19 protein-coding genes and 1 tRNA gene are annotated in these 23,749 nt (G+C 31.0%); 16 read left to right on the forward strand and 4 right to left on the reverse strand.

Annotated features, from left to right (window positions below):
- The first annotated feature begins 71 nt into the window (after positions 1 to 71).
- A complete protein-coding gene (gene ccsA, locus LY08_RS03560) occupies positions 72 to 3,284 on the forward strand; it encodes a cytochrome c biogenesis protein CcsA (protein ID WP_111659065.1) in 3,213 nt (1,070 codons plus the stop codon).
- Positions 3,285 to 3,359: 75 nt separating this feature from the next.
- Here the strand turns inward: ccsA and LY08_RS03565 are convergent, their stop codons facing one another.
- Positions 3,360 to 4,244 (reverse strand): hypothetical protein, encoded by an 885-nt coding sequence (locus tag LY08_RS03565; protein ID WP_111659066.1) that lies wholly within the window; start codon positions 4,242 to 4,244, stop codon positions 3,360 to 3,362.
- A 238-nt stretch (positions 4,245 to 4,482) separates the two neighbouring features.
- Between LY08_RS03565 and LY08_RS03570 the strand changes: the two genes are divergently transcribed.
- The 3 genes from LY08_RS03570 (at position 4,483) to LY08_RS13550 (ending at position 5,413) form a co-directional block, all read left to right on the forward strand.
- A complete protein-coding gene (locus LY08_RS03570) occupies positions 4,483 to 4,671 on the forward strand; it encodes a hypothetical protein (protein ID WP_111659067.1) in 189 nt (62 codons plus the stop codon).
- Positions 4,672 to 4,814: 143 nt separating this feature from the next.
- Positions 4,815 to 5,261 (forward strand): large conductance mechanosensitive channel protein MscL, encoded by a 447-nt coding sequence (gene mscL, locus LY08_RS03575; protein ID WP_111659068.1) that lies wholly within the window; start codon positions 4,815 to 4,817, stop codon positions 5,259 to 5,261.
- 2 nt (positions 5,262 to 5,263) lie between these two features.
- Positions 5,264 to 5,413, forward strand: a complete 150-nt coding sequence (locus tag LY08_RS13550; protein ID WP_170120599.1) for a hypothetical protein — start codon at positions 5,264 to 5,266, stop codon at positions 5,411 to 5,413.
- Between the two features lie 31 nt (positions 5,414 to 5,444).
- Here the strand turns inward: LY08_RS13550 and LY08_RS03580 are convergent, their stop codons facing one another.
- Positions 5,445 to 5,816, reverse strand: coding sequence for a hypothetical protein (locus tag LY08_RS03580; protein WP_111659069.1), 372 nt, complete (start codon positions 5,814 to 5,816; stop codon positions 5,445 to 5,447).
- A 140-nt stretch (positions 5,817 to 5,956) separates the two neighbouring features.
- On the opposite strand from LY08_RS03580, the gene LY08_RS03585 reads away from it, so the two are divergent.
- From LY08_RS03585 to LY08_RS03615, 7 genes are all read left to right on the forward strand, one after another.
- Positions 5,957 to 7,105, forward strand: a complete 1,149-nt coding sequence (locus LY08_RS03585; RefSeq protein ID WP_111659070.1) for a trans-sulfuration enzyme family protein — start codon at positions 5,957 to 5,959, stop codon at positions 7,103 to 7,105.
- 10 nt (positions 7,106 to 7,115) lie between these two features.
- Positions 7,116 to 8,009, forward strand: a complete 894-nt coding sequence (rlmF, locus tag LY08_RS03590) for a 23S rRNA (adenine(1618)-N(6))-methyltransferase RlmF (protein WP_111659071.1) — start codon at positions 7,116 to 7,118, stop codon at positions 8,007 to 8,009.
- Positions 8,010 to 8,012: 3 nt separating this feature from the next.
- On the forward strand, positions 8,013 to 8,729 hold the full coding sequence (gene bshB1 / locus LY08_RS03595) for a bacillithiol biosynthesis deacetylase BshB1 (protein WP_111659072.1): 717 nt from the start codon (positions 8,013 to 8,015) through the stop codon (positions 8,727 to 8,729).
- A 75-nt stretch (positions 8,730 to 8,804) separates the two neighbouring features.
- Positions 8,805 to 8,880: transfer RNA gene (locus LY08_RS03600), tRNA-His, on the forward strand.
- Positions 8,881 to 9,071: 191 nt separating this feature from the next.
- Positions 9,072 to 9,407, forward strand: coding sequence for a tRNA-binding protein (locus LY08_RS03605; RefSeq protein ID WP_111659073.1), 336 nt, complete (start codon positions 9,072 to 9,074; stop codon positions 9,405 to 9,407).
- A 3-nt stretch (positions 9,408 to 9,410) separates the two neighbouring features.
- Complete coding sequence (locus tag LY08_RS03610; protein WP_111659074.1) at positions 9,411 to 10,310, forward strand: bile acid:sodium symporter family protein; 900 nt, start codon at positions 9,411 to 9,413, stop codon at positions 10,308 to 10,310.
- On the forward strand, positions 10,310 to 11,347 hold the full coding sequence (locus LY08_RS03615) for a 1-acyl-sn-glycerol-3-phosphate acyltransferase (protein ID WP_245907543.1): 1,038 nt from the start codon (positions 10,310 to 10,312) through the stop codon (positions 11,345 to 11,347). Before LY08_RS03610 ends, LY08_RS03615 begins: the two co-directional genes overlap by 1 nt.
- A 72-nt stretch (positions 11,348 to 11,419) precedes the next feature.
- On the opposite strand, the gene LY08_RS03620 is transcribed toward LY08_RS03615, so the two are convergent.
- Both LY08_RS03620 and LY08_RS03625 read right to left on the reverse strand, forming a co-directional pair.
- The gene (locus tag LY08_RS03620; protein WP_111659075.1) at positions 11,420 to 11,830 is read right to left on the reverse strand and encodes a PUR family DNA/RNA-binding protein; all 411 of its coding nucleotides are present in this window, start codon (positions 11,828 to 11,830) and stop codon (positions 11,420 to 11,422) included.
- A gap of 84 nt (positions 11,831 to 11,914) precedes the next feature.
- A complete protein-coding gene (locus tag LY08_RS03625; RefSeq protein WP_111659076.1) occupies positions 11,915 to 13,657 on the reverse strand; it encodes an ABC transporter ATP-binding protein in 1,743 nt (580 codons plus the stop codon).
- Positions 13,658 to 13,790: 133 nt separating this feature from the next.
- Between LY08_RS03625 and LY08_RS03630 the strand changes: the two genes are divergently transcribed.
- The 5 genes from LY08_RS03630 to LY08_RS03650 all read left to right on the forward strand — a co-directional run bounded on the left by LY08_RS03630 (position 13,791) and on the right by LY08_RS03650 (position 23,749).
- Positions 13,791 to 14,894: a Glu/Leu/Phe/Val family dehydrogenase gene (locus LY08_RS03630; protein ID WP_111659077.1), complete on the forward strand. Its 1,104-nt coding sequence runs from the start codon at positions 13,791 to 13,793 to the stop codon at positions 14,892 to 14,894.
- A 109-nt stretch (positions 14,895 to 15,003) separates the two neighbouring features.
- The gene (nusB, locus tag LY08_RS03635; RefSeq protein ID WP_245907544.1) at positions 15,004 to 15,948 is read left to right on the forward strand and encodes a transcription antitermination factor NusB; all 945 of its coding nucleotides are present in this window, start codon (positions 15,004 to 15,006) and stop codon (positions 15,946 to 15,948) included.
- Between the two features lie 88 nt (positions 15,949 to 16,036).
- The gene (locus tag LY08_RS03640) at positions 16,037 to 16,534 is read left to right on the forward strand and encodes a DUF1573 domain-containing protein (RefSeq protein ID WP_111659078.1); all 498 of its coding nucleotides are present in this window, start codon (positions 16,037 to 16,039) and stop codon (positions 16,532 to 16,534) included.
- The gene (gene yajC / locus LY08_RS03645; RefSeq protein WP_111659079.1) at positions 16,534 to 16,830 is read left to right on the forward strand and encodes a preprotein translocase subunit YajC; all 297 of its coding nucleotides are present in this window, start codon (positions 16,534 to 16,536) and stop codon (positions 16,828 to 16,830) included. Before LY08_RS03640 ends, yajC begins: the two co-directional genes overlap by 1 nt.
- 277 nt (positions 16,831 to 17,107) lie before the next feature.
- The gene (locus LY08_RS03650; RefSeq protein ID WP_111659080.1) at positions 17,108 to 23,749 is read left to right on the forward strand and encodes a LamG-like jellyroll fold domain-containing protein; all 6,642 of its coding nucleotides are present in this window, start codon (positions 17,108 to 17,110) and stop codon (positions 23,747 to 23,749) included.

Raw genomic sequence — 23,749 nt, forward strand, 5'->3', positions numbered from 1 at the left:
TTGGATGTTTTTGAGGAATTAAAACCAACAAAAACAATTATCTTTGCACGAGCTTAAAAAGGCCTATTATTATGCAAAATAAAATTGCCAAAATCCTATTTTCTACACGATTAACCTCTATTTTATTTATTGTATTTGCTGTAGCTATGGCTACGGGAACTATTTTAGATAGAAATATGGACACCTCTCCAACGCCTTACACCAGAAATTTAATATACAATGCGTGGTGGTTTGAAGCTATTATGGTGTTTTTTGTAATAAATTTTGTTGGAAACATTTTTAGGTTTAGGTTGTTGCGTAAAGAAAAATGGGCAACGTTAATTCTGCATTTAGCTTTTATTTTAATTATTGTAGGAGCTGGTATTACACGTTATTTTGGTTTTGAAGGTATGATTGCTATTAGAGAAGGAGAAACAGAACATGCTTTTTTGTCTCAAAAAACTTACATTACTGCATACATTGATGGCGACTATAAAATTGATGGTGTTCCACAACGTTTACCAGTAGAGGCTGAGGTAGATTTTTCTCCACGAATGGAGAATAGTTTTAACCTAGATGTAAAATATAACCAAACTCCTGTTAGTTTTGAGTTAACCGATTTCATACAAGGTGCAGAAATGGATATTGTACCAGATGAAAACGGTGAAAATTATCTTAAAATTGTAGAAGCCAGAGGTAATAATCCGCATAACCACTTTTTAAAACAAGGAGAGGTTGAAAACATACATAATTTACTAGTGTCCTTAGATAAGCCCACTCCTGGTGCTGTAAATATTATAACAACAGATAAAGGGTTGATGGTTGAGTCTCCTTTTGAAGGCGAATATCTACAAATGGCTACTATGACCACAGGAACTTTGGTAAAAGATAGCATCCAGCCTTTAATGTTGCGTTCAAGATACGTTATTGGAGATATGCAATTAGTGTTTCCTAAGCCAGTAGTAAAAGGTACCTTTGATGTGGTTAAAAAATCATCTTTACTAAAACAAGATGAAAACGCTGTAGTATTAAATGTAACAGCTAATGGAGAAACTAAAGAAGTAAAATTATTAGGAAGCCAATGGTCTAATAATCCGTTTAAGCAAATACAAGTTGGTGGATTAGATATTGCTTTAAAATATGGCTCTAAAGTATTAGAGTTACCGTTTGAGATTAAGTTAAACGATTTTATAGCCGAAAAATATCCAGGTACAGAAAATAACTATTCGTCTTACGAAAGTAAAGTGACTGTTTTAGATCAGGAAGAAGGCGATTTTGACTTTCATATTTACATGAATAATATATTGGATCATAGAGGATACCGATTTTTTCAAGCAGATTTTGATAAAGATTTAAAAGGAACCATACTGTCTGTTAATCATGATTTTTGGGGAACTTGGGTAACTTATGCTGGTTACTTTTTATTGTATTTTGGGATGATGGCCATTTTATTTGCTAATCATACAAGATTTAGAGATTTGCAGAATGGATTGGAAAAAGTGAAAAACAAAAAAGCTAAGTTAACAGCAATGTTTCTGTTATGTTTTGGTTTGTTTGGTTTCGCTCAAGACAATCAGCACTCAGAAAACGATGGACATGGTCATGAAAAAACAGAACGTAAAGTGGCTTCAAAATTTCAAGTAGATTCTATTTTAAAAGCTAATGTCGCACCTAAAGAACACGCAGACAAATTTGGTAGAATAGTCATCCAAGATTTAGATGGACGTATGATGCCTGTAGATACTTATGCATCAGAGCTGTTACGTAAACTAACTAAGTATGAAACTTACGAAGGGATGACTGCAAATCAGATCTTTTTAAGTATTCAAGAAAGTCCGATGTTATGGTACAACGTACCTATTATTTACATAAAACCTAAAAAAGCAGATTCTATTAGAAAAGTTATTGGTATACCACAAGACCAAAAGTTTGCAAGTTTACTAGACTTTTTTACCGATGATTTTAAATACAAATTAGACCCTTATTTAGAGGAAGCTTCTGCAGTAAAGTCACAAACAGGAATACAAAAAGAGTTTTTAGAAACTAACCAACGTGTTAACCTATTAAGTAATGCAATTGAAGGTAGATCGTTAAAAATTTTCCCTGTTCCAGAAGATGAAAATAATACTTGGATTTCACCTTTTGAATATAAAAATGAAGGGTACAATCAAAAAATAAATGACAGTACCTATGGAAGTTTTATAGGTTCTGGTTTTGATTGGTATTTATACGCGCTTAACGAGGCTAAACAATCTGGAGACTTCACTAAACCAGAAAAACTTTTAAACGCTTTTAAAACTTCGCAATCTAAAGTAGGAGCAGAGGTCATGCTTAGTGATGATAAGATTAATGCCGAAATATTATATAATAAATACGATGTCTTTAAAAAGCTGTTTAGTTGGTATTTATACGCTGGTACTTTATTGTTTATTCTGCTTATTTGGCAAATCTTTAAAGACGGAAACAAGTGGTTAAATACAAGTGTAAGGGTATTTAAATTTATTATTTTAGGATTGTTTATTATACATACCCTAGGTTTAATTGCACGATGGTATATTTCTGGTCATGCACCTTGGAGTGATGCTTATGAGTCTATGATTTATGTTGCGTGGGCAACCATGTTTTTTGGTTTGGCATTTGGTAGAAAAAGCGATTTAACCTTAGCGTCTACCGCTTTTGTTACAGCAATGATTTTAATGATAGCACATTGGAATTGGATGGATCCAGCTATAGCTAATTTACAGCCTGTTTTAAATAGTTATTGGTTAATGATACACGTAGCGGTAATTGTAGCTAGTTATGGACCATTTACCTTAGGGATGATAATTGGATTAGTCACTTTAGTGTTAATGATTTTAACCAATAAAGACAATAAGTCTAAAATGGACTTAAATATTAAAGAGCTAACCATAATTAACGAAATGGCTTTAACCGTAGGTTTGGTTATGTTAACAATAGGTAATTTCCTTGGTGGACAATGGGCTAATGAGAGTTGGGGAAGATATTGGGGTTGGGATCCAAAAGAAACTTGGGCATTAATTAGTATTATGTTGTATGCGTTTGTAATACATATGCGTTTAGTACCTGGTTTACGTGGACGTTGGTTATTTAATCTAATGTCTGTACTTACCTTTGGAAGTATATTAATGACTTATTTTGGAGTGAACTTTTACCTATCTGGATTACATAGTTATGCTAGTGGAGATCAAATATTAAGCTTCCAGTTTATTGCTGGTACACTAGTAGTAATAGCTATTATAGGTTTTTTCTCTTACAGAAAATATATTCAGTATTATAAAAAGTAATATTGGTAAATTAAGGATATAAAAAAAACTCACTATTTCTAGTGAGTTTTTTTATTTGTAGTTGTTTTATTATTGTTAGTTGTTAACCACTATTTGCTTTACAAATGTTTCATTTTCTGTTACAACATGTAAAATTAAGTTTGTGTTTTCTGTGGTTAAGTTTATAGTAGCTTCTTCGCTGTTAATGTTACTTAAAGACTGAATTAAACTTCCATTATAGTCATAAGTATGAATTTCTAAAATCTTATTTTTCTTATGACTTTTAATTTTAAGTTGGTTTAAACCTTTGATGTATTTTACTTTTACTTTTTTGTTTGTTACCTCAGTATTAGTATCGTTTGTTGTATCATCACTATCACTAGAGTTATCTGTAGTGTCACTAGAATCAGTAGTATCAGAAGTGTCAGTATCATCAGTCGTATCAGTATTATCTGAAGTATCATTATTATCTGAAGCTGGTTGAGAGAAAGCAATATAAAAACGATCTAAATAGTCTTCAGCATTTATTGTCTCTGTGTAAGCAGTGTCATTAATTTTTGTGTAAGTATCTAAAAGTGCATCGTAAATAAAAACTTCAATATCAGTATTAAAATTTTCTAAAGAGGTCAACTCTATTGTTGCAGTTCCTGCTACTTCATTAAATAGACCAAATAAGTATTGCTTCGTGTTGTCAAAAGCTCCAACACCTTGGATTACATATCTATTGCCTTCAATTAACCAATTTAAATCGTTAGCAAAAGGCTGACTTACAGTAGCGTCATATCCATAATCTACTCCGTCTGAAGCTGCATTATCTGATGTAAAACCTAATACAAGTTCTCTTATTGCACCATTAGGTGAGGTGTAATCTAATCTTATGATTTGAACAGAATTAACTGCTGCGCTATTATTGTTAGTGTTTGTTGCAAAAATAGGGTTGCAAAATATTAGAGTTAGTAGAAGTAAAGTAATTTTTTTCATGATAAGGGATATTTATCGGTTAAAGGGTTATTTTCTTCGACTAAGATACAGAGTATTTTAAATAATCACCATTAACTACATATTTTTTCGATGAAATACACAATATTTTGTGTTTGTTATTTAAATAATCGATTAAAAGTAAATAACATCGATTAAAAGATATTTTATTACAATTCATTCACTTGATTTGATATCATTTAATTATTTGTTAACTTGTTAAAAATTATAAATCAGATTAATGGAATACATTAAAAATTTTGGAATAAGCAACTTGTTATTATTGGTTTTATGCCTAGCCATTATATTGGTTGCAGAATATTTATTTCTTCAAGGAGACCAACTTCATGGTATTTTTATAGGCTTATGGGCGCCAACATTGTTAGGTGTAATGATATATATTAAATTAGTTAATAATGGAAGGAGATAATATAGTATTATGGTTTTCTGTTATTGTCTTTCTATGTGTATTTGCATGGGCATTTGCAATGGTTAGAGCCTATAATAAAACTCGTAATCAATAAAAAGAGTTGCTAGTTTAAAGATGTTTTACAAGTAATAAATTTTTTCAGAATGAAATTTTTAAAAGAATTTAAAGAATTTGCTGTAAAAGGCAATATGATGGATATGGCTATTGGTATAATAATAGGTGCATCCTTTAATAAAGTAATTGATGTTTTAGTAAAAAAAGTGTTTATGCCACCTTTATCTTTAATGACAGATGGTTTAAATTTTCAAAACAAACGTTATGTGTTAAGAGAAGAGGTTGTAAATAGTAAAGGCAAAACAACCACTGAAGAGGTCGCTATATATTATGGTGAATTATTTGAAGTTATACTAGACTTTATAATTATTGGTATTACTGTATTCTTAGTGGTTAAGGCTATGAATAAATTACGCGATAAGTCTCAGGATGTTAAAAACAAAACGGTTAAAACACCAAAGGATATTGAGTTACTGGCTAAATTATCTGACTTAATGGAAGAGCAAAACGCTTTATTAAAAGCCTCAAAAAAATAGATATGCCTAAACCTAAAGGTCAAAAAAATACCAAAAATAAGGCTAAGCATTCTAAATTAATGGCTAGAAAAATTAATAAGAAGAAAAAAGAAGCTGCTTTAAGAAAAGAAAAACTAAAAGCAATAATAGATAGAAAGAATCAAGAGCAATAAAAAAAAAACAGCATCTGCTGTTTTTTTTATTTTAAATTTTAATTAGGGTTTTATCTAAATTTAAGTCGTTTAATATTTTGTTGGTAAAACTATAATGACCTCTGGTAGTAATTATCTTAAACCGTTGATCTTTCATCCTAGTAACAACGTCTAACAGTCGCCATTTGGTTTTTAATAGTTTTGGTTTTTCGCTTTTTATACCTAATTCAAAAAAATACTTTTTGGTACGCTTGTAGGCGGTTATATCTGGTGTAATAACCAAATTATTTTCTTTTTTAATAAACGCTTTTGGTTGATCATAGCCTTCTAAATCAGCTTTGATATTTTCGTAACCTAAAAATTCTAAGTGATTAATAGATTGTTTTAAAATGTCTTCGTGTGTTTCTTTGTCTTGTGCTATCATAATCTATAGTATACAAAATTTAGATTAAAAATTCCGTTAAAGACTCGTTAAATCCTAATTTTATACTGTATTAATATAGATACTTTTTAATATTCATCTTTTAAATTAGTAATTTAGAGCTTTAAAATCGTTGATTAAAAATGAAATCAAAACATATCGGATTAAATACTGTTTGTACACATGTAGGGGAAGTGCCTGACCAACAGTTTAAAGGAGCAATTTCTCCTATTTATTTATCATCCTCTTACGAGTTTATGGATGTTGATGTCAAACGTTATCCACGATATTTTAATACACCAAACCAAGAATACTTAGCTAAAAAAATTGCAGCTTTAGAACATACAGAAACTGCAATGATTTTTGGTTCTGGTATGGCTGCAATAAGTCATATGTTTTTAGCTTTTTTAAAATCTGGAGATCATATTGTTGTGCAAAATACCTTGTATGGTGGTACAACTAATTTTATTAGAGAAGAATTTCCTAAACTAAATATAGAATTTACGTTTACCAATGGGTATAAGGTAGAAGATTTTGAAGCTGCAATCCAGCCCAATACCAAATTGATACATATTGAAACACCTTCAAACCCATTATTAACCATTACAGATATTAAAGCAATTGCAACTTTAGCTCAACAAAAAAGTATTGTAACTAGTATAGATAATACGTTTGCTAGTCCTGTAAATCAAAATCCAGCAGATTTTGGTATAGATTTAATCATGCATTCAGCAACCAAATATTTTGGTGGTCATAGCGACATTTGTGCAGGCGCTGTTGCAGGAAGCAAAAATCACATGGATAAAATTTGGAATGTGTCTAAAAACTATGGAGGAAGTCTTAGCGATTTTACGGTTTGGATGTTAGAACGAAGTATGAAAACTATGGGTTTACGTGTTAAAGCGCAAACCAAAAACGCTATGAAACTAGCTAAATGGTTAAATAAACAATCTTTTGTAAAACAGGTGTATTATCCAGGTCTTAAAACACATCCAGAACACCAATTAGCTACTGAGCAAATGAAAGGATTTGGAGCTATGTTATCTTTTGAATTAACAGACTCTATAGATTCTAATCAATTTATGAAACAATTACAATTAATTAAAGCGTCTATGAGTTTGGCAGGTATTGAAAGTACAATGCTATCTCCAGCGCAAACATCTCATTCGTTATTAACTGCAGAACAGCGCGAAGCAGTTGGAATTACCGATGGATTAATTAGATTTTCAGTAGGAATAGAAGACGTTAAAGATTTAAAAACAGATATTTTACAAGCCATACAAAATCTATAATTTAAACACAATGCACAAAAATAACAAGCACACAGATAATTATAATTTTGATCAACTGGTTACTGAGTATCCAAAATTAGAGCCTTATATATTTACTAATGCAACCAACAAAAAAACTATTGATTTTGCCAACCCTAAAGCAGTAAAAGCTTTAAATGCAGCGTTGTTAAAAAAGCATTATAATATCAATTATTGGGAGTTTCCAGATCATTTTTTATGTCCTCCAATTCCGGGTCGTGTAGATTATATACATCATATAGCAGATATGTTAGAGCGTTCTAAAATTAATGAAAACGTCACAGTTATGGATATTGGCACAGGAGCCAATTGCATTTATCCATTGCTAGGATCTTCAGAATATGGCTGGGATTTTATTGGTGTTGACAGTAATGAAGAGGCATTGACAATTGCACAAAATATTATCAATCAAAATAATCTGCAAGAAAAGATAACATTAAGACAGCAAAATGACACGACTCATGTTTTAGAAGGTGTTTTAACCCAATTAGATAAAGTAACTGTAACCATGTGTAATCCACCTTTTTTTAAAAATGAAGCAGATGCACTTGCAGCAACAAAACGAAAATTGAAAGGACTTGGGCAACCAACAGATGAGATGGTACGTAACTTTGCTGGTCAGGCGCACGAGTTGTGGTACAAAGGAGGCGAGAAGGCTTTTTTGCATACCTATTTATACGAAAGTTCTTTAAAACAAACAGACAGTTTTTGGTACACTAGTTTAGTGTCTAATAAGGATAATGTAAAAACGATGAATCAATCTTTAAAAAAGTTGGGTGCTACAGCAGTTTTGACTTTAGGTATGAATATTGGAAATAAAAAGAGTAGGATAGTAGCTTGGACGTTTTTAGACAAAAAGCAACAACAAGATTGGAATAATAAATAATTTATGAAAGTAGATATACTAGCATTTGGTGCACATCCTGATGATGTCGAGTTAGGAGCAGGAGCTACAATAGCTAAAGAAATTGCTAACGGAAAAACTGTAGCGATTGTAGATTTAACTAAAGGAGAACTGGGTACTCGTGGGACAGACATTACACGACAATCTGAAGCTGAAAACGCTAAGACTATTTTGGGAGTAACCCATAGAGAAAACCTAGGATTTGCAGATGGTTTTTTTATTAATGATAAGCAACATCAATTAGAAGTTATTAAAATGATACGCAAATATCAACCAGAAATAGTGCTTTGTAATGCTATAGACGACAGACATATCGATCATAGTAAAGGTAGTAAGCTTGTTAGTGATGCTTGTTTTTTAAGTGGATTAATCAAAATTGAAACGACATATAATGGTCTGCAACAAAAGCAACATAGACCTAAACAAGTGTATCATTATATTCAATGGAAAAATATAACTCCAGATGTTGTGGTTGATGTATCAGATTTTATGGAAGTAAAATTAAAAAGTGTTTTAGCCTATAAAACTCAATTTTTTGATCCTAGTAGCAAAGAACCAGAAACCCCAATATCAAGTAAAAACTTTACAGATAGCGTGACGTACAGAGCTAAAGATTTAGGACGATTAATAAATGTAGAATATGCAGAGGGCTTTACAGCAGAGCGTTACGTTGCAGTAGATAGTTTATTTAATTTAAAATAAAAATTTTAATAAAAACGTTTGCAATAACTACTAAATAATTTACCTTTGCACACGCATTATTTAATGCACACAAATGGTGGTTGTAGCTCAGCTGGTTAGAGCGTCGGTTTGTGGTACCGAAAGTCGCCGGTTCGAACCCGGTCTTCCACCCAAAAGCAAAAAGCTTCTCTTTTTAGAGAAGCTTTTTTTGTGATTTATATTTAGGTATAGTAAGTGTTTTATTTTCAAGCTAAAAATAAACTTTAAACTGTTATTAATTTTATTGTAGCATCCTATTAATATTCAATGTAATGATTTCAATATAAAACATTAAATTGCAATCAACTAAAACTAACTAATTTTATGAGTCATACCATTCAATTTGACGATTTTACTAAAGTAGATTTACGTGTAGGAACTATTGTTGAGGTTAACGATTTTCCTAAAGCTAAAAACCCAGCGTATCAACTAACTATAGATTTTGGAGATTTAGGTATTAAAAAAAGTAGCGCACAAATTACTACTTTATATACAAAAGAAGACTTGCTAAATAAACAGATTGTAGCTGTAGTAAACTTTCCTAAAAAGCAAATTGCTACATTTATGAGTGAGTGCTTAGTGCTTGGAGCAGTTAATAATAAAGACGTTATCTTACTTAATCCAGAAAATAAAGTGCCTAATGGTACAGTCGTATCTTAGTCTATGATAGATGTCAATCAAGCACAAGTCCAATTTGATGCTAACGGATTGTTTATGCTTAACATTGCATTGGCAATAGTTATGTTTGGCGTGGCTTTGGGTATTAATTTAAAAGATTTTAAACAACTATTTAAGCAACCTAAACCTATCTTAATTGGCTTATTATCTCAGTTTATTTTATTACCATTAGTAACCTTTTTACTAGTATTATTAATTAAACCTGTACCAAGTATTGCTTTAGGTATGTTTATGGTAGCAGCTTGTCCTGGCGGAAATATTAGTAATTTTATGACTCATTTATCCAAAGGAAACACTGCATTATCTGTAAGTTTAACTGCTTTTGCATCTGCTTTAGCCTTGTTTTTTACACCGTTTAATTTTCAGTTGTATGGAAACTTATATCAGCCTACTGCTACAATCTTAAAAGCGGTAACATTGCATCCTATGGATATTTTTAAGATTATGATTTTAATTCTAGGTATTCCATTATTATTAGGTATGTTATTTAATAGTTACAATCCTAAACTTGCTGTTAAGCTTTCTAATATTTTAAAACCCATTTCCATCTTAATTTTTGTAAGTATCGTTGTTATCGCATTTTCTAAAAATTTAGACGTGTTTACTGGTTTTATTCATCATGTGTTGGCAATAGGTGTTGGTCATAATATTGTAGCTTTACTTCTTGGTTTTAGTATAGCCAAACTTTTTAGGTTATCTTTTAAAAATCAAAAAACGTTAAGTATAGAAACAGGAATACAAAATTCTGGCTTAGGTCTGTTACTTGTTTTTACTTTTTTTAATGGCTTGGGCGGAATGGCTGTTTTAGTTGCCTTTTGGGGAATTTGGCATATTATATCTGGATTGATACTATCGTTTTTCTGGTCAAAAACTAACAACACTTAATGGCTACTTTGAAATCTATTTGGTTACATAGCGTACGATTATACATCCAAATAGGGTTATTTTTTTATTATAAAAAAATTACTCTAAAAGGAAAACACAACGTACCCAAAAAGCAACCAATTTTGTTTTTAGGTAACCACCAAAATGCTTTATTAGACCCTTTACTAATAGCAACCAAATCTGGACGATTTTGTTATTACTTAACCAGAGCAGCAGTGTTTAAAAAGCCTTTAATAAGTCGTTTATTAAGAAGTTTGAATATGCTTCCTGTGTATCGCGTTAGAGATGGTTGGAGCACAATAACTAAAAACAATTCAATTTTTAATAAAAGCGTTCAATTACTAAGCAATAATTACGCAATCACTATTTTCCCTGAGGGTAGTCATAATATAGTAAGACGTGTTAGACCTTTAAGTAAAGGGTTTACTAGAATTATTTTAGAGTTTACAGAAAAGTTTCCCGATCAAACTATTCACCTTATTCCAGTTGGGTTTAATTATGAAAATATAAAAGCCAAAGGGAATCGTGTGTCTATTCACTTTGGAAAGCCCATATTATCTTCAGCTTACGCTGATATAAATACAGTTGATGCTACTAACCTATTAAAACAAGATGTTTTTGAGGCTATGAGCAAGTTGACCACTCATATTCCTGAAGCTAATTATGAAACAACATTACAACAATTACAAGATTTAAATGTTGATTTTACTAATCCAGAACAAGTCAATACATGTATTAAAACCAATTTTAAAAATTGTGTGTCTACACCTTATAACCCTTCCTTTATTAAAGCATTAGTAAAACCTTTGGTGTATTTATTATTATGTGTTCCTATAATTATTTGGAGAACCCTTGTTAAACCCAAAGTTGATGAAGAAGAGTTTATGTCCACCTTTAGATTTGCAATATGTTTATCTTTAGTTCCTTTATGGGTTTTACTTTTATGTATTGTATTATTTTATGCGTTTGGGCTTACAGTAGCAGGTATAGGGTTAGGTGTGTTAATTGTGCTGATGTTAGTGTATATAAAGTCATAAAAAAAAGGTCAATTTATATTAAAATTGACCTTTATTAAAATCGTATATCAAAAAATCTACAATTGTAAATCTTTAAATATCATCAAAATCTATATCAGTAAATCTGCTTTCTGCACTTGATGCATCAGTAGTTTCTGTAGTTGCAGTATCTTCAGTAGATTCTGCTTTTGGTGTATCGTATTCTTTTTTAAAGTCCTTTTGGTGACGCTCGCTAATTACTTCATCTCCTTTTTCAGTAATGATATAATCCGTCATTTCTTTTAAAATATCATTAAATTCATTAAAATCTTCTTTGTACAAATAGATTTTATGTTTTTTATAATGAAACGATCCGTCGTCATTAGTAAACTTTTTACTTTCCGTAATGGTTAAGTAATAATCATCTGCTTTAGTAGCTCTTACATCAAAAAAATAAGTACGTCGTCCTGCTCTTAATACTTTCGAAAAAATTTCTTCCTTCTCCATCATCTCGTTATTGCGCATAATTTGAATTTATTTGTTAGTTAATTCTTAATCTCAAAAATCAAAAAAAAAGTTGAATGACACAACATTTTATAACAATTCTTTTTACTTGGTTGTTTTTAAATATAACTCTTTGTAGTAACCATCAATGTTTATAAGCTCTTCATGCGTACCTGATTGTACAATATGTCCATCGTCCAATACTATAATTTGGTCTGCATTTTTAGCAGAAGAGATTCTGTGACTAACAATTATTGTTGTTTTACCTTCGGTAATAGTTTTTAGATTATTTAATATTTTTTCTTCTGTTTCTGTATCTACTGCAGATAAACAATCATCAAACAACATAATTTGAGGCTTTTTAATAATAGCTCTGGCTATAGAGACACGTTGTTTTTGCCCACCAGAAAGTGTAATACCACGTTCGCCTAAAACAGTATCGTATTTATTATTAAATTTTATAATGTTTTTATGTACTTGGGCTAATTTAGCTGCTTCAATAACCTCGTCATCAGTCGCATTTTCTTTACCAAACTTAATATTTTTGTTTATGGTATCACTAAATAAAAAGGCATCTTGCGGTACGTAGCCAGTTGCGTCACGTAAGCTGTAAAGGTTTAAAGATTCGATAGGTTGGTTATCAATTTGTATTTCGCCTTTATCCACATCGTATAAACGCCCTACTAAATCTAAAATAGTCGATTTTCCAGAACCCGTTTTTCCAATAATTGCTAGAGTTTCGCCAGAATTGACTTTAAAACTAATGTTTTTTAGTGCTTGGATATTGGTGTCGTCATAAGTAAAATACACATTTTTAAACTCTATATCACCTTTAATGTCAGAGAGTTGGTGATTATGATTTTGTATTTCTGGTTTGGTATTTAAAAACTCGTTAATTCGTTTTTGAGAGGCTTCCGCTTCTTGTACTATAGAAGTCACCCAACCAACAGTTGCAACAGGCCAGGTTAGTAGGTTTACATACATGATAAATTCTGAAATAGTACCTAGGCTAATCTCGCCATTCATGTATTGCTTACCACCAATATATATAACAAGTACATTACTTAATCCAATTAATAATATCATCATTGGAAAAAATAAAGCTTGAATACGGACTAAACTTAATTGTTTGTCTTTACTGGTTTCAGATAATTCGTCAAAATTTACTGAAGTTTCAGGTTCTATTCCGTAAGCTTTAATGACAGAAATTCCGCTAAATGTTTCTTGAGAAAACGTAGAAAGTTTAGACAAATATTGTTGAACAATGGTACTGCGTTTATGTATTTCGGAACTTATTTTATAAATAATTACAGATAAAATAGGTAAAGGAATAATAGTGTATAACGTTAACATTGGTGCTTGCCTAAACATAAAAACTAGTGCAACAGCAAATAAAGTAAGCGTGTTGATACTATACATAATAGCAGGACCAGCATACATACGGACTTTACCAACGTCTTCGCTAATACGATTCATTAAATCACCTGTTCTGTTTTTTTTGTAAAAGTTTAAGGATAGCTTTTGGTACTGTTGGTAAATTTCATTTTTTAAATCAAACTCTATATAACGGGATACATTAATTATGGTTTGACGCATCCAAAAGGTTAATATACCAGAGAGCACAGCAGATCCAAGAAGTAGTAGGATAAATTTTAATAATTCTGCTCTGTAAATTGTTTCGTCTACTTCTGGTTGTAACAGCTGATTATTAACAACATCTATAATAGAACCAATAAATTTTGGTACAAAAACGGTAAACAGTTTAGATCCAATAGTAATTAAAATACCTATAATAATTTGGACTCTATATTTATAAAAGTATTTGTTAAGATGCTGTAATTCTTTCATTTAGTTAAAATGGCGATTTCAAAAGTTTTTAACATTTTCGCATTTTTAAATGCTAAAAATTGTTTTAATATTAATTATGAGTTAATTTTGCATGCTAATTTTACAAATAACGTAATCTTTATACATTAATTAAATGGTTTCAGAATTAATTAACACCAATCAATTATCAAAAGCAGATCCTGTTTTTGGACAATTGTCTTTCGATAATCATGAACAAGTCGTTTTTTGCAACGACAAAGATACAGGATTAAAAGCAATAATTGGAATACATAATACGGTTTTAGGACCTGCATTAGGAGGTACCAGAATGTGGCAATATGCTAACGAGTGGGAAGCACTAAACGATGTTTTGCGTTTGTCAAGAGGGATGACCTTTAAATCTGCTATTACTGGTTTAAATTTAGGTGGTGGAAAAGCAGTCATTATTGGTGACGCTAAAACACAAAAGACACCAGAATTAATGAAGCGTTTTGGCGAATTTGTGCATAGTTTAAGCGGAAAATACATAACCGCAGAAGATGTTGGTATGGAAACTGCAGATATGGATTTGGTTAGAGAAGTTACCCCTTATGTAACTGGTATTTCTGAAGCTAAAGGTGGCGCAGGTAATCCGTCACCAATTACAGCTTATGGTGTGTTTATGGGTATGAAAGCTGCTGCTAAATACAAATTTGGAACCGATGTTTTAGAAGACAAAACGGTTATTGTACAAGGGATTGGACACGTAGGAGAGTCTTTAGTAGAGCATTTAACTAATGATGGAGCAAAGGTTATTATTGATGATATTAACGAAGACCGTTTAGAAGCAATCAGCAAAAAATATGGAGCGACTATTTACAAAGGACATAATATATATGCCGAAAATGTAGATATTTATGCGCCTTGTGCTTTAGGAGCAACAATTAATGATGCAACTATTAACACGTTAAAAGCTAAAGTAATAGCTGGAGCAGCTAATAACCAATTGGCAGACGAGTTGAAGCATGGAAGATTATTGCAAGAAAAAGGAATTGTATATGCGCCAGACTTTTTAATTAATGCAGGTGGTATTATAAATGTGTATGCCGAGCTTGAAAATTATGGTAAGCAAGAAATTATGCGTAAAACAGAAAATATCTACAATACAACGTTAGAAATTTTGAATAATGCTAATACCAATCATATCACAACGCATCAAGCAGCATTAGATATTGCTAAAAGTAGAATTGAAGCTAGAAAAAAAGAAAATCTACAATAGATATCATTTAAATTATACTATTTTTGCAAGGCGAAAGTGAAGACTTTCGCCTTTTTTAATTCATTATAAGTATTTCAAATAATATTGAAATTTAAAGTTCTTTGTAAGTATGCTAAGTAGAAGACATATTCGTGTTAAAGTAATGCAAGTTTTATATGCATTTAATGGTACAGAAAGTGACGATTTTTCAAAAGATCAAAAGTTTTTATTATACAGTATAGATAACATGTATAATTTATACTTAATGTTGATGTCTTTATTAATTGAGGTTAATAAAAAATCTATAACTCAATTAGAAAATATCCAAAAAAAGCACCTAGCAACTCCAGAAGAAAAAAATCCAAATAAAAAGTTTATAAATAATCAAGTGCTTCAGTTAATTGCTAATAACGAAGCATTACAGGCTGCTTTTGAAGCTAAAAAGATTAATAATTGGCAATTAGATAATGAGTATGTAGATATTATTTACAAAGCCATTATTGCTAGTGATTTGTATAAAGATTACATGCAAACTAAAACGTCTACTTTTAAAGAAGACAAAGACTTTATAGTAGATATTTATAAAGAAATAATAGCGCCAAACGATAAGCTTTACGATTATATAGAAGATAAAAACTTAACATGGTTAGACGATTTGCCAACAGTAAATACCTCTATTGTAAAGCTACTTCGTAAATTAAAAGAAACTTCTAATGCCCATCTTCTTACTCCTAAATTATATAAAGACGCAGAAGACAAACAGTTTGCTATAGATTTGTTTAAAAAGACATTGCTTAATCAATCTAAATTAGGCGAAGAAATTGCAGGAAAAACAAATAATTGGGATACAGAGCGTATAGCAACTTTAGACCTTGTATTATTAAAAATGGCTATTTGTGAGTTAAGTCATTTTCCTTCCATACCAACTAAAGTAACAATAAACGAATATTTAGAAATTGCCAAAGAATACTCTACACCAAAAAGCAGTATTTTTATTAATGGTATTTTAGATAAGTTATTAAAACAGTACCAGGAACAAGGCAAACTAAATAAAGTTGGTCGAGGATTGATGTAGTTAAAAAATATTATTATTTTTACAATCCAAATTTTATAACAATCAGAAGCCTAAATTAAAGGTTTCACCAAATCTAAAAATAAGTATTATGAAAAAAGTAATGATTCTATTAAGCGCTATTTGCTTAATAAGCCTATCTTCTTGTAAAGAAGATGCAACTGCTAAAATTGATTCAGGAAATGTCGCAGAAGCTGCAGAAAGAGATGCAAAATCTAACAAATTACCTGTAATTACATTTGATAAAAAAGAACATGATTTTGGAGAAATAATTTCTGGAACACCTCAAGAAACTGTATTTACTTACACTAACACTGGTGAAGCACCTTTAGTAATTACAGATATTAAAAGTACTTGTGGGTGTACTGTACCAAAAGATTGGTCAAGAGAACCATTAGCAGTAGGAGAGTCTGATAAATTTACTGTTAAATTTAACGGAAAAGGCGCTAATAAAACCTCTAAAGTAATTAATATTACTGCAAATACTGCAACAGGAAAAGAATCTGTAAAGATTACAGCTTTTATCAAGCCAGATCCTAATGCACCAAAGCCGGCAGCTAATACTAACTTAGGACCTGTAACTCAATAATGGAAGGAATTAGCGGATTTTTACCGATTATAGCTATGTTTGCTGTTGTGTATTTCTTTATGATTGCACCACAGATGAAACGAGCTAAACAAGAAAAACAATTTGCTGCAGCATTAAAACGTGGCGATAAAGTGATAACAAAAAGTGGGTTGCACGGAAAGATTGCAGACCTTAACGATAAAGACAACAGTTGTATTATAGAGACTATGTCTGGAAAGTTAAAGTATGATCGTTCTGCTATTTCTATGGAAATGAGCAAATCCCTTAACAAACCAACTACAGATGTAAAAAAGTAGTTTTATATAATTTTTATTACAAAAAAGGCGACCAATTCTGGTCGCCTTTTTTTTGCTATTTACTTTTATAAATCATTGATAAACAGGGCTTTATTTTGCTGAAAAACTACATTTTGTCGTATTTATATTACATTTTAACGATTAAATGATTTTGCATGGAATTTAAAAAACTACATTCGTTAATCGATTTATAGTTTTGATTAAACATCTTCCCTCAAACAAATCAAATTATAAATTTAGTTAAACCCCAAGTTTAATATTATTAATTACCTACTTAATGAAAAAGTTTTTACTAATTCTATTGGTTTGTGCATTTTTTTGTGCTCAAAAAATTAATGCTCAATGCTCTTCTTTTGTACCAAATCAAAATACTATTTATGGTTTAGTTTTTAATGACTTTAACCAAAATGGTAATAAAGGTATATTTGAGCCCACCCTACAAAATATAGGTGTTAATCTGTATCAAGATGTAAATTCAAATGGAATTTTAGATTCAGAAGATATTTTAACAGATTCAGATATTTCAGATAATACTGGTAATTATACTTTAGTTGCTCCAGAATTATTTACCTATGAAAACGTAGCCGATAACTTTGATACATCATCATGGTCTGGAAATAATGGCTCTATTAATTGGAATAACGATTGGCAAGAATTAGGTGAAAGCGGTGTAACCACAGGTAATGTAAGGGTTGATAATAATAAGTTAAGATTTGGAAGATTTGTCGATGGTGGTTCTAATATTTCTGGGGATGGTGTTGTTAGACAAATTACTACATCTGCTTATTCTAATGGGATTTTATCCTTTGATTTTAGTAAAAGTATAAGCTCAACTAGTGGGCAAGATTTCTCAGTGAATGTTCAAATTTCTTCAGATGGTACAAATTTTACAACCATAGATAATATATCGTTTTCTGATACTGAACAAAACTATACTTACGATGTGTCATCCGTAATTGGAGGAACCACTTATGTTAGATTTTTAGGAAGTGGAAGTGTTGGTAGTGAAATAAATAATTTTTTATATATAGATAATATTGATTTAAACCTAGCTCTTGGTGGTGGTTATGGTACAGATTTTTTAGTAGTTCTTGATGATGCAACTATACCAGCAGGTATGACATTAACATCAGCAAACACAATTGCTGTTTCTTTTAGCGGTCTAGGTAATAGAAGTTGCAATAATAATTTTGGTTTGTATTCCTGTGGTTCAAGTTGTGCCCCTAATGCATTTGACGATTATGCGTCTATGATACAGGGTAGCTCTGTGATAATAGATGTATTAAGTAATGATTTTGATGGAAATAACAACATTGACACTTCCTCTTTAGTTATAAGTACACAACCAACTAATGGATCTGTAAGTATTGATGCTTCTGGTAATTTAATATATTCTCCAAACGGAGTTTTTTATGGTACAGATACATTTCAATATCAAATTTGTGATTCTACTTTTCTAACACCCTTATGTGATAATGCTACAGTAACAGTTTATGTAGAAGAAAATTATATAGACCCTTGCGTGCAAGCAGTACAAGAGCAAGTGTATTATGTTCCTTTTTCTGATGACGATTTAAGAACTGCATTATATAACTCTGGAAATACTAATTTAGCGTCTTGTAACTATCCATTATCTAATGAGGTTAATAGAGTAACAAGTATAAAAAGCCCATATCCAGGTACAGTGATAGTTTATGACCATTGGGAAGATGGATATGAAGCTGATATAAATAATCCCGTTCAAGCAACTACACAAGTTTGGGGAGACGAGGACGTGACTAATGGAACATCACCTAATTACTCAAATGATTATATCCCATCTGGAGGAGATATAGTTTTAGAAAACACTTATAATTATAATCCTAGAAATTCAACCAATATTGTTTATGATGGTAGAGATAAAATTGTAACATCAAATGATATAGCAATGTCTGCAATTGCTGGAGATGTTGATAGATTTGAAATACAATTAGCAAAAACAGATGTTTATAGTGTTGATAAATTTGGAACTTCATTTACAGTACCTTTTGGAGAAGATTTAGGTCAAGAGTTTGTTTATACAGGCTTATTTGCTAGAGCAAGTGAAGATGGTACAACTATAAACATAGATTTAGATAATAATGGTACAGTTGATGCCACTCAGACTATTAATGAAGGTGAAGTTATGTTTATTGATGGTGGCGTGCAATCAGGTGCTTATATAACAAGTAACTTACCTATAGGTGTAGATTTGTTTTTTGGTGGTCAAGATTGTTTTGGTACAAGACAAATAAACATTTATCCATCTAAGTTTTATTCAGATGTGTATTATTCACCAGTACCTACAACTAGAAGTTCTGCACCAGCAGTAGTATATTTTTATAATAGTTTAAATAGAACAATAGCTATTGATTGGGAATCTAATATTAATACAGGAACCATTACTATTGCAGCAAAATCATCTGGATCGCTAACTTTAAGTGATAATTCTGGATATAAGTTTGAAAGTCAAGATGGTTCTTCATATGTAGCAAGTGAAGTAATTGATTCCGATGCAACTGGACAGCAATACGATTGGGCTTTTAATTTAATATCAGAAGAACGATTAACAGATTTTACTGCAATAGCATGGGCACCAGGAACTATAGATTTTCAGTATAATTATAATCCGGTTTGGGTAACTCCAACTGACAATACAACAATATACATAAAATATGATGGTGATTTAACAGATGCAACTGCATCATTAAGTCCTTGCAATATACCTTATGACGAATCTAGAACATTAAATGCACTTAATTATACTCAAATATTTGACACATTTAATGCAGATAATGACCAGGGAGGGTTAGCTGTGTTTACTTGCGATGGCACAAAAATTTTTTCTGTGTATGGTCAAGATGCTAATTTAGCAACTACTGGTACAGGTACAGGAACGATAGATGTAGGGACAACCATGCAGCCATTATGTTTAAAAGCATTAGTGTTTGCAAATAAGGATATAGCGTATGGGTTATTTAACACACCAACAGAAGTTAATGTAGCATATAATGACGCTCAGTTTTTAACTAATTTAGATGAAACGTCCATAACTACTAATGGATTACAACCTCAAAATGGTACTATAGTCATAAATGGTGACGGAACAATAACTTATACACCTAATGATGGTTTTATTGGACAAGATACTTTTGAATATACTATATGTTCTTTAGAGTTTCCCGGGACTTGCGATATTGCAACAGTAACTGTTCATATAGCAGATTGTCCAACACCAGGGAACAAAAATATAGTTTATGGTCAAGTATTTTTTGATTTAGATGAAGATACCGTTAATAATGATGATTTAGGAATTGATGACATCAATATTAATATTTATGAGGATGTAAATTCAAATGGTTTAGTCGATAGTGGTACAGATATATTTTATTCATCGGTTTCATCTAATTCGCTTGGTTTTTATAGTTTTGAATCTCCTAACTTTAATGTTGAAATAGAAGATGATTTTGATTCTAATACTTACAGTGGTGGTTCAGGTTGGTCAAGTAATTGGACTGAAGTAAGTGATGACAATAATAGTTCATCTGGTGATGTACAAATCTGGGGTACAAAAAGAAGACTTCAAATAAAAAACAATAAATCGGCTTATAGAAGTGCTAATTTATCTGGAGTTACAGAAGCAAATATCTCTTTTAAAGTCTATGAAAGAGGTAAAATTGATGCCTCAGATGATGTAACTGTTGAAATATGTAGCGATAATTCATTTTCAAATTGTCAGACATTATTTTTTAAAGCTAACGATTTTAGAAGCTCCACAATTAATGGTGTATTAATTGATTCAGATAAAATAACATCAAACACAACAATTAGGGCTAGAGTCAATGGTTATACCTCTAGTGATGAGTATTTTTATATTGATAATATTGTGATTAGGTATAAAGTAAATGGTGAAAATTTAGTACTAGAGATTGATACTGCTTCTTTACCAGCTGGTTATATATTTAGTACTGATAACGTAGAGGTAGCTTCATTTGCAAGTGGTAGTTATGGTTCGTGTGCAAAATCTAACGATTTTGGATTGCTGAGATGTAATCTTGAAGATCCAAGAGTTGAAATTATTTGTGATGATAATGGGACGCCAAATGATGCTTCAGATGATGGGTTTAATATATCTTTAGATCCAGCAGGTACTAGAATAGGTACTACTTATACAGTAACAGGTGATTTGTCAGGGTCTGGTACTTATGGTACACCATTAATATTTGGTCCTTTTTCTAATACAGACAATAGCTTTGTTTTTACTATTACAGATGATTCTGGAAATTGTTCTATAGATAATTATGAAATTGAAGTCCCATCTAATTATTGCTTATTCTCTGATTCATCTTCTACTTTAGATTTTGATGGTGTTGACGATTATTTAGATAGTACTTTAAATTTAAGTGGTTATGCTTCAGCTTCAATGATGGCTTGGGTAAAAATAGATGATACTTTCTCTAACACAGGGACAGTATTAAGTCAAGGTAGTTTTACACTTTCTGTTGATAATAATCAAACCATTAAAGCCACTTTAAATGAGACGTCAATTAGCTTACCGATAACTTCAGCTATAAGTAAAAATATTTGGGCTCATGTTGCAGTTGTTTTTGATTCTAGTCTTAGTTCTGACCAGGTTAAAATATTTATAAATGGTAGTTTGGAAGGTACAATTACAAATACATCACTAACATCTGTTATTACTTCATCTTCAGACTCGTTTAATATTGGACGTAATGTAAGTAGTAATAACCAATATTTTAAAGGTGCATTAGATGAAGTTAGGGTTTTTGATACTGCTCTTACAATTTCTCAATTACAACAGGTTATTTATCAAGAAATAGCTGAGGTTTCAAATAATGTTGGAGGTGTTATACTTCCAAAACAAGTAAAAGATACAGTAAATAATTCAACAATTTCTTGGGCAAATTTACAAGCATACTACCAAATGAATGATGTTGAAAATTCAAAAACATCTGATGCCTCAATCTATGGTAGGACTGCAGAATTGAATAATATAACTACTATGCAAGAACAGACTGCGCCAATACCGTTTATAACAAGCACTGACGGGAATTGGGCATCAACAACGACTTGGTTGCATGGTAATGTTTGGAATTTATCAGAGCTAAATAATTCTGGTTACGCCATTGCTATAGTAGATAATTTGTTAACTACAAATTCTGGAATTGAAGTATTAGGGTTAATAATAGAAGACAATAAAAAACTTACCGTAAATACGGATAATTTCGTTAAAGTTAACTCTTACTTAGAACTTAATGGTCAATTAGATTTACAACAAGACTCACAGTTAATACAAGGGGTAAATAGTGATTTAGTAACTTCTGTTAATGGAGAAATTTTAAGACGTCAAGAAGGTAATTCTAGTGTGTATTGGTATAACTATTTTAGTTCTCCCGTAAGTGATGCATCTGTGTCTGTTTTAACAGATAATAACTCAACTAATAATTTAAACAACACCGGATTTACTTTAAATAATTTACAATATGGAAATGGTAATGTAGTAACTTATACTAATGCTTATCATGCAACTGGTAGTATAAGTACTTATTGGATGTACGACTTTATAAATGGAGTAACTTATTATGATTGGGCATTTGTAAATCCAAGTGTAGCAATAGCTCCTGGGACTGGATATACTCAAAAAGGAACAGGTGTAGGAACCGAACAGCAGTATATATTTAAAGGAAAACCTAATAATGGTGTGATTCATATTGATGCAATAGATACAGGAGGACCAGGTTCTGATCCTACACAAGCTGGTGGTTATACTAAAACAGATTATCTATTAGGAAATCCTTATCCTTCTGCATTAGATATTCATAAATTTATTGATGACAATGCAGGAGTTTCAGATGGAAGTATTAGGTTGTGGCAACAATGGAGTGGGAATTCACATAACTTAACAGATTATAATGGTGGTTATGCTGTTGTAAATAAATTAGCTTCTGTTAAAGCGTATCAATTTGTTGGTATAGAAGGAGGAATAGACAATACAGCTCAAAATGGAACATCTGTACCTACTAGATATCTACCAGTTGGTCAAGGGTTTATTACAGAGATTATTGCTAATGGAACTATAGAGTTTAACAATTCGCAACGTGTATTTATTAAAGAAACTGATGCAGATGGAAGTTATTCTAATGGTTCTGTATTTTTTAGATCAAACAATAATTTAAATAATTTAAGTAATTCAGATTCTACTATAAGCAAGTTTAGATTGTTTATGAATGCAGAAAATGGAGCTTCAAGAGAATTAGTTCTTGGTTTTAGTAATATTACTTCAGATGATTTTGATTATGGATATGATGCTAAAAGTGAATCTTTTAAAGCTGATGATTTAAACTTAGTTTTAAATCAAACTCCAATGGTAATGCAAGCTTATAGCCCAATTACTGAAGATAAAGTAATTCCTTTAGTGTTTAATGCTACAACCAGTCAGTCTTATACTATTAGTATTGGTGCTTTTGAGGATTTTGATGCTAATCAAGATGTATTTATAAAAGATAATTACACTAATACATATCATGATATTAGACAGTCTGATTATACATTTACTTCTCAAGCAGGTCATTTTAATGATAGATTTGAAATAGTTTTTAAAGATCAACCTGTTTTATCTACAGACGATATATTATTTGAAGAAGGTGTTACAGTTTTCTTTAATAATTCAAATGATGTATTAGTTATTAATGGATTAAAAGAAGATCTTAAATCTGTTAGCTTAATTAATATGTTAGGACAACAAGTAATAACATTTAATAATGTAACTATTGAAGACGCTAAATACGGTATTTCAATTACTGGATTAAGCTCTGGTGCTTATTTGGTTAATCTTACAGGAAAATCAAGAAATGGTACCAAAAAGATAATAATAGAATAA

Origin of the sequence: Olleya aquimaris, assembly GCF_003259525.1 — a bacterium.
In the GTDB taxonomy this organism is placed as follows: Bacteria; Bacteroidota; Bacteroidia; order Flavobacteriales; family Flavobacteriaceae; genus Olleya; species Olleya aquimaris.